Origin of the sequence: Vibrio minamisatsumaniensis (assembly GCF_050337445.1) — a bacterium.
Classification (GTDB): domain Bacteria; phylum Pseudomonadota; class Gammaproteobacteria; order Enterobacterales; family Vibrionaceae; genus Vibrio; species Vibrio artabrorum.
The window spans coordinates 1-7,103 of record NZ_JAKJSY010000121.1 but is presented as its reverse complement, the minus strand read 5'-3'; the positions used below and the strand labels follow the sequence as shown (position 1 = coordinate 7,103).

Genomic DNA, 7,103 nt, shown 5'->3' with positions numbered 1-7,103 from the left:
TGATATTTGTGAACATTATAATGGTGATAATAATTTTAGAAAAGTAGTGCTGAGGCTAGGCGAGGATTTTGAAGAGGTAGCTGAAACATCTGTTCAAAACCTACCAAAATCTGTTGAAAGTACTGAAGAATACATTTTATGCGTCGGCACGTTGGAAAAACGCAAGAACCAAAATATGCTTCTAGATGCGTATAGGGTAATGTTGAGTACACATAGTCGGGATATCGTACCAACGTTGTACTTAATAGGACGTGAAGGGTGGATGAATGGTGATCTGATTTTCCAGTTGGACAACGATCCCTTACTCATTGATAAAGTGAAAATCCTTAAAGATGTTTCAGACAGCGAATTAGAGGCTCTTTATAATTCTGCTCTGTTTACTGTTTTTCCTTCATTGTATGAAGGCTGGGGGCTTCCGATTTCTGAGAGCTTTAAGCGTGGTAAAGCATGCTTGGCATCTAATTCATCCAGTATGGTGGAAATAGCTCCAGAACTTACAGTTTGTTTGAATCCATACGCCCCGAACGAATGGGCTGAAAAAATACTTGAGCTCACGTCAGATCGAAGTAAACTGCGTACCTTAAATCAAAATATTAAGGCTAATTACCAGCCTCACTTGTGGCGAGACACCGCCAATACCATCATCGAAGAATTTTAAACTTAGTTAGGAAAAAATATGACCACCACAGCGATTATTACCGGGATTACAGGTCAAGATGCAGCTTATTTAGCTGAGCTACTTTTAGAGAAAGGCTACAAAGTCTACGGTACATACAGAAGAACAAGCTCTGTTAATTTTTGGAGAATTGAAGAATTAGGTATCGAAAAACACCCAAACTTAGAACTAGTTGAGTATGACCTAACTGATTTGTCTTCAAGTATTCGCTTACTTCAAGAATCTGGAGCTACGGAAGTTTATAATCTTGCAGCACAGAGTTTTGTTGGGGTATCATTTGATCAACCTCTTACTACTGCTGAAATTACGGGTATTGGTCCAGTTAACCTTTTAGAAGCAATTCGTATTGTTAACCCTAAAATTCGTTTTTATCAAGCATCTACTTCTGAGATGTTTGGTAAGGTACAAGAAATTCCTCAACGTGAATCTACGCCATTCTACCCACGTAGCCCATACGGTGTTGCAAAACTGTATGCGCACTGGATGGTGATTAACTACCGTGAGTCATACGATATTTTTGCTACTAGTGGTATTTTGTTTAACCATGAATCACCGTTGCGCGGTCAAGAATTCGTTACACGTAAAATCACTGACTCTGTAGCGAAAATCAAGCTAGGTAAGTTAGATGTGCTTGAGCTTGGTAACATGGATGCGAAGCGCGACTGGGGTTTTGCCAAAGATTACGTTGAAGGTATGTGGCGTATGTTGCAAGCTGATAAGCCTGATACTTATGTGTTGGCTACTAATCGCACAGAGACTGTTCGTGATTTTGTTACCATGGCATTCAAGGCTGCTGACATCGAGTTAGATTGGACCGGCACAGAAGAGAATGAAACAGCTTCTGACAAAGCAACTGGTAATGTAGTAGTTAAAATCAACCCTAAATTTTATCGTCCGGCTGAAGTGGATCTGTTGATTGGCAACCCTGAGAAAGCTCAGAAAGAGTTGGGTTGGGAACCTAAAACAACACTTGAAGAGTTATGTTCGATGATGGTTGAGGCCGACTTACGTCGCAATAAGCAAGGCTTTTCTTTTTAATAAAATTTAGTCGAATTTTAAAGAGTAGTGGTTTCAACTAGGCGTTGATAACCACTATTTTTTTACAGTTTATTTGGGGGGAACATGAAAAAAGTACTATTAACAGGCAGTAATGGTTTTACAGGTAAATACGTTGCGAAGGAGTTAGAGTCGCAAGGTTATCAAGTGGTGGGCTTAGTCTATTCGAATCCTAACGAAGGTGAAGTCGTATGCGATCTCACAGATAGAGAGGCAGTATTGGGATGCTTAGATAAAGTAAGGCCTGATTACATTATCCATTTAGCTGCCTTATCTTTTGTTGGTCACTCGGATCAAAAGGCGTTTTATGATGTAAATGTGTTCGGTGCTCTCAATCTACTAGAAGCAGCAAAAAGTCTTGGGTTACCTCTACGAAAAGTTATTTTTGCAAGCAGTGCTAACATTTATGGTAACCCTACTGGGATCAGTAAAATAAAAGAAACAGTATTACCAGAACCTGTGAATCACTACGCCATGAGTAAATTGGCAATGGAGCATATGACAAGGCTTTGGTTTGAAGATTTTCCTATAATACTTACTCGTCCTTTTAACTATACAGGCTTAGGTCAAGCCGAACATTTTCTGATACCTAAAATAGTATCTCATTTTAAAGTAGGCGCGTCTAAAATTGAGTTAGGTAATATTGATGTTTCTAGAGATTTTAGTGATGTACGCGATATCGCTAGATCATATGCTAGCCTTCTTGAGGCTCCAGTTAGATCTGAAATTGTTAATTTGTGCTCAGGAAATACTTATTCATTAGAATATTTGATTACAATGATGGAAAAGATTGCTGGTTATAAGATCAACATAGAAGTTAACCCTAATTTTGTTAGAGACAATGAAATTAAAGTGTTAGGAGGAGATAGAACTAAGTTATATGAGCTGACTAATCTTAAACCTCAAATAAATATGGAACAAACTTTATTAGATATGTTTAATGCTTAATAAGTGTAATATGTAGTAGCTAATTTACCTTATATATAGGTCATTATATGAAAAATAAAAAAATATTAACGGTTTTTGGTACTCGACCGGAAGCTATAAAAATGGCTCCGCTTGTTCATGCATTGTTAAATAGTGATCGTTTTGAAGCAAGGTGTTGTGTTACTGCCCAACATAGGGAAATGCTAGATCAAGTCTTAGATCTTTTTGAGATAACCCCTGATTATGACTTAGATTTAATGAGAGATGGGCAGACACTTAATGAAATTACTGCTCGTATCCTGCTTGAGCTTCGTCCAATACTTCAAGAGTTTCAGCCGGACATGGTTTTAGTGCATGGTGATACGGCTACTACATTTGCAGCTAGCTTGGCTGCATACTATGAAAAGATTCATGTTGGTCATGTTGAAGCGGGCTTAAGAACAGGTAAGATTTATTCCCCTTGGCCTGAAGAAGCGAATCGTAGTTTGACAGGAGTACTAGCCGAGTTACACTTTACACCAACACTGCAGTCTAAACTCAACTTGTTGAGTGAAAATGTAATAGAATCGAAAATTCATGTTACAGGAAATACAGTTATTGATGCATTGTTGATGGCTGTAAATAAGATTAATAGTAATACCGAATTGAAAGAAAAACTTGATGTGGATTTTTCATTTGTTGAAACTTCTAGGAAGTTACTTTTAGTTACTGGGCACCGTCGCGAAAGTTTCGGTGATGGGTTTGAGCGTATTTGTCAAGCTATTTCGAAGGTAGCCAATGACCACCCAGATATTCAAATAGTATATCCAGTTCATTTAAATCCCAATGTCCGAGAGCCTGTTAATAGAATATTGTCTAACATATCTAATGTATATCTAATTCCCCCTCAAGAATACCTACCTTTTGTATATCTAATGAGTAGAGCCAATATTATATTGACTGATTCAGGTGGTATTCAAGAGGAAGCCCCTTCCCTTGGAGTTCCGGTGTTAGTTATGCGAGATACAACTGAGCGACCTGAGGCGCTAGAATCAGGAGCAGTCAAATTGGTGGGTACTGATGTTTCAAAAATAAGAGCTAGCATCAATATGCTACTTACGGATCCTGATGAATATAATAAAATGGCTGTTGTGCATAATCCGTATGGAGATGGAAAGGCGTGTGACTATATTCTTTCAAATCTTTAATTAATTTTTAGGTTCATCGCGGCTTTCTGGGGAAAGCAGCTTTTATCTTCAAGATGAAGTAGTCTGTATCTCGATGCGAGCCTGTAATTTAAATATTTTATCTGTTTAAAGTTAAACTGTATTAGTCAGCTAAAGTTGGCTATTACGTAATCGGATTACTAGTATTAAGCATGAGAGTTCCCCCTTATTGCCTTTGATTACGGATTCAGCACCTTTAATCAAAGCTGTTAACTCTCTTCTTTTCAAATTTCCTTTAGGTTGGATATTTGATCTAATTATTTGGGCTAAATCATTAGAATGCCGATTTTATGAAGCGATTACTTCCCCGGGGGCCCAACAAACGGTAGAATCATTTACAAATTTAAATCTAGCAATGGAACCATTTGTGAATAAATTCATCAAAGAGATTGATAGCCTTCGAGCGTTGGCTGTCATAGCCGTCGTACTCTATCATCTTAACCCTATGTATCTTCCAGGAGGTTTTTCTGGAGTCGATGTTTTTTTTGTCGTATCTGGATACGTGATTAGTAAGTCTCTTATGGAGCATGAGAAAGAGAGTGTAAAAGCTTTCATTTTATCATTTTATGCACGGCGATTTGTTAGAATAGTTCCTGCGCTATTAGTTGTTTTACTAGTTGCAAGTGCCATACATGTACTTTTTATTCCATCTTCATGGCTAAGTGAAGCGACAAGAAACACTGGCTTAGCAGCTTTTTTTGGATTTTCAAATGTTGCTCTTCTATTATCTAATGATGGATACTTTTCGCCAAGGGTAGACTTTAATATATTTACCCATACGTGGTCATTAGGTGTTGAAGAACAATTTTATTTTATATTCCCATTTTTGTTTTTGTTTTGGTTTTTATCGCGAGGAAAAAAAGGGATATCGGTAGTTTCCAAATTAATATTGCCATTTTTGACTATAATCTCACTCTACTTCGCATATTGGGTCAGTGATAATAAAAGTGACTGGGGATACTATCTGATCTTTTCTCGCTTTTGGGAGATGGCGGTAGGAGCTATTCTATTTAAGTACCACTATGCCTATAATAAAAATAATAGAAGTGTTTTTATTAGTAACCTGAAAATAATCTTGGGGCTAGCACTTGTTTTTGTTGGTTTTTTTCTTTCAGATAAAAGCTCATTTCCTTATCCTTGGGCTTTATTGCCAGTGTTTGGTACGTTATTACTAATAGATGGCTTTTATACGGATACTAACAAAGGATTTGTTTTTAAGGCGTTTAGAATAGATGTACTTAGATATATAGGTAAGATCTCTTATTCACTATATTTGTGGCATTGGGTAGTCTTTACTGCAATGCGCTGGACAGTAGGGCTAGAATCTACTGTCGAACAAATAACTGCTATCACGTTGAGTTTTTTGCTTGCAAGTTTTTCTTATTACGCAATAGAGCGACCTGTTATCAGGTTATATAAAAATAAGAATTGGAAGCCATCTGTGACGGTTGGTTTTAGTATTTCATGCATTGCCCTGTCGTTCATGATCTCTTTATCACTATTTAACAATAAAGATGGATTAACTCTGAGTCTTACAGGGGATAAATCAACGTGGTATGCATATGATTTTGCAGGTGAAACAGTACTGGGTTCTGAGTTCTCAAACAAACAGCTCTTTGTAATCGGTGATTCTCACACTGGTGCATACTCAACAATGTTGGCTGAAGCGTCAAAACAGATGGGTTTTGAACTTCACATGTTTGGAATTGGCGGTTGCCCAATGGTAAACATTATGCGCCCTGTTGGCACGGATATTGGCTGTACTCATCAAATAGATCACTTGATGGCGCATCTCAAAGAGAAATCGAATCCGGGAGATGCTGTCTTTTTTGCTTCTTTGAGGGCTTATCGACTAGTCGATCAATGGGTGGAGTTTGATAAGGATTTTACTCTTAATTACAGCACTTCAAATGAACAACTTTCCGCTGTTAAAGAAGCACGAGTGGAGTCTCAGTCCATAATATCTTCTTTATCGGAAATTGGAGTTAATGTAATAATCGATGAGCCTAAACCTGTATTTTTGATTCCTCCATTCAGGTGTTCTGACTGGTTCAACTCAAGTAACCCTATTTGTGAAAGAGGCTTTAACATAGAAAAAGACTATTTAATGTCTACAAGTAAATTTGTTCGCGATAGTATCCATATCTTGGAGACAACGAATGATAATGTATTCGTATGGAACCCTTTCCCATTACTTTGTGACAAGGAGATATGTTCACCTTATGATGAACAAGGGATGCCTCTATTTTTCGATGGCGACCACCTCAGTGCTCATGGTAATAAAGTATTACTTCCAGACTTTACAAGGTTTCTGAAGTCTGTTTGGGACTAAGATTGTCTATATAAACTGGGTATTTAGGTTAAATGCCCAATTTTAACTTGTAGTTTTCATAAGCTTCGTTGATCGGTATCGGCTCAGCTTTACTACGCCCTGATTTGTGGCTATATCTGCAATGGTTCTCGCTCCCGCTGAGCCATTGCTTGCAGCGTGAGCCTTGTTAACCAAGCTGCGAAGTTTTACTGTTTCAGCATTAATTGCCGTTGAGCGTTTAAGCCAATAGTTATAACTACTTCAATGAACATTGAAAACTTCACATAGTATTCTTACGCTGTGGCTCTGCTTGAGTTTTTTGATTCTCAAGAATTGTTCAGTGAGTCCGACATCAACAGGGCCGTGGCTTTTTTTAATATTTCATTATGCCTTTTAAGACGAGCTAACTTCTTTTTTAATTCACGAATTTCAATTTGCTCAGGCGTCATTGGTTATGCTTTAAGCGTCTTCCCATGGTAATTGGCGAGCCCACTTATCCATCGTGGATTTCTCAATATTCATGGTTTGAGCGTAAGCGCATCATAAACCCCGCATTCTAATCGTCTAGCCCGAATAATAAGATCAAACCTCCGACCCAAAGGAGATTTGAAATGGCCAAACGACGCACTAACCAAGTAAGCGCGTCATAAACCCCACATTCTAATCATCCTCAGTCCGCCATAAGATCAAATCTCCAACTACAAGGAGATTTGAAATGGCAAAACGGCGCACCAACAAAGAATGGCAAACCTTGTTCGAGCAATACCAATCCAGTCATCTATCACAACGGGTCTTCTGTGAGCGTAATGGGTTAAGTCTTTCTACTTTTTATGCCAAGCGCCAGCAGTTACAAACTACGGAGTCAGCCAATATCAGTGGCTTTGTTAAAGCAGAAGTTATCGAAAAAACGACTCGCTACCAGATGGCT

The 7,103-nt window shown here is 38.1% G+C and carries 6 protein-coding genes and 1 pseudogene; 6 read left to right on the top strand and 1 reads right to left on the bottom strand.

Going from position 1 to position 7,103, the window contains the following annotated elements; all coding sequences use genetic code 11:
- The 5 genes from L4B77_RS18860 to L4B77_RS18840 form a co-directional block, all read left to right on the top strand.
- On the top strand, window positions 1-658 hold a 658-nt coding region (locus L4B77_RS18860; RefSeq protein WP_429752319.1), incomplete at its 5' end, for a glycosyltransferase.
- 18 nt (window positions 659-676) lie between these two features.
- On the top strand, window positions 677-1,714 hold the full coding sequence (gmd, locus tag L4B77_RS18855) for a GDP-mannose 4,6-dehydratase (RefSeq protein WP_429752317.1): 1,038 nt from the start codon (window positions 677-679) through the stop codon (window positions 1,712-1,714).
- 84 nt (window positions 1,715-1,798) lie between these two features.
- Complete coding sequence (locus L4B77_RS18850; protein ID WP_429752315.1) at window positions 1,799-2,680, top strand: GDP-mannose 4,6-dehydratase; 882 nt, start codon at window positions 1,799-1,801, stop codon at window positions 2,678-2,680.
- Between the two features lie 47 nt (window positions 2,681-2,727).
- Complete coding sequence (gene wecB / locus L4B77_RS18845; RefSeq protein WP_429752313.1) at window positions 2,728-3,846, top strand: non-hydrolyzing UDP-N-acetylglucosamine 2-epimerase; 1,119 nt, start codon at window positions 2,728-2,730, stop codon at window positions 3,844-3,846.
- A gap of 187 nt (window positions 3,847-4,033) precedes the next feature.
- Complete coding sequence (locus L4B77_RS18840; protein WP_429752311.1) at window positions 4,034-6,196, top strand: acyltransferase family protein; 2,163 nt, start codon at window positions 4,034-4,036, stop codon at window positions 6,194-6,196.
- Between the two features lie 51 nt (window positions 6,197-6,247).
- Here the strand turns inward: L4B77_RS18840 and L4B77_RS18835 are convergent.
- Window positions 6,248-6,706, bottom strand: a pseudogene (locus L4B77_RS18835) (transposase family protein); the annotation flags it as partial.
- Between the two features lie 184 nt (window positions 6,707-6,890).
- Here L4B77_RS18835 and tnpA point away from each other — a divergent pair.
- On the top strand, window positions 6,891-7,103 hold a 213-nt coding region (gene tnpA, locus L4B77_RS18830; protein WP_429752309.1), incomplete at its 3' end, for an IS66 family insertion sequence element accessory protein TnpA.